Consider the following 260-nt stretch of genomic DNA (forward strand, 5'->3'; position numbering starts at 1 on the left):
GAAATAAAGAGACTAGGTGCTGAAGAAGTAATTATAGTAGGTGGTCCAGACTCTATATCTGAAAAGGTAAGAGGAGACCTAAAGGCCTACGACAAGGATAAGGATGTAGAAAGAATTGCCGGTGTAGACAGGTACGGTACATCTGAAATGGTAGCAAGAAGAGTAACTGGTATAACAGGCAAGAAGAATACAGGAGTAATAGCTTCAGGCCAGGTATTCCCAGATGCCCTATCAGTAGGAACATTCGCATCAAGGGATGG

General features: G+C 43.1%; 1 protein-coding gene. It reads left to right on the top strand.

The features are described from left to right. A partial coding sequence (locus HMPREF0634_RS02075) for a cell wall-binding repeat-containing protein (RefSeq protein WP_040565635.1) occupies positions 1-260 on the top strand: 260 nt, incomplete at both ends.

It is taken from the genome of Peptostreptococcus stomatis DSM 17678 (assembly GCF_000147675.1).
Classification (GTDB): Bacteria; Bacillota; Clostridia; order Peptostreptococcales; family Peptostreptococcaceae; genus Peptostreptococcus; species Peptostreptococcus stomatis.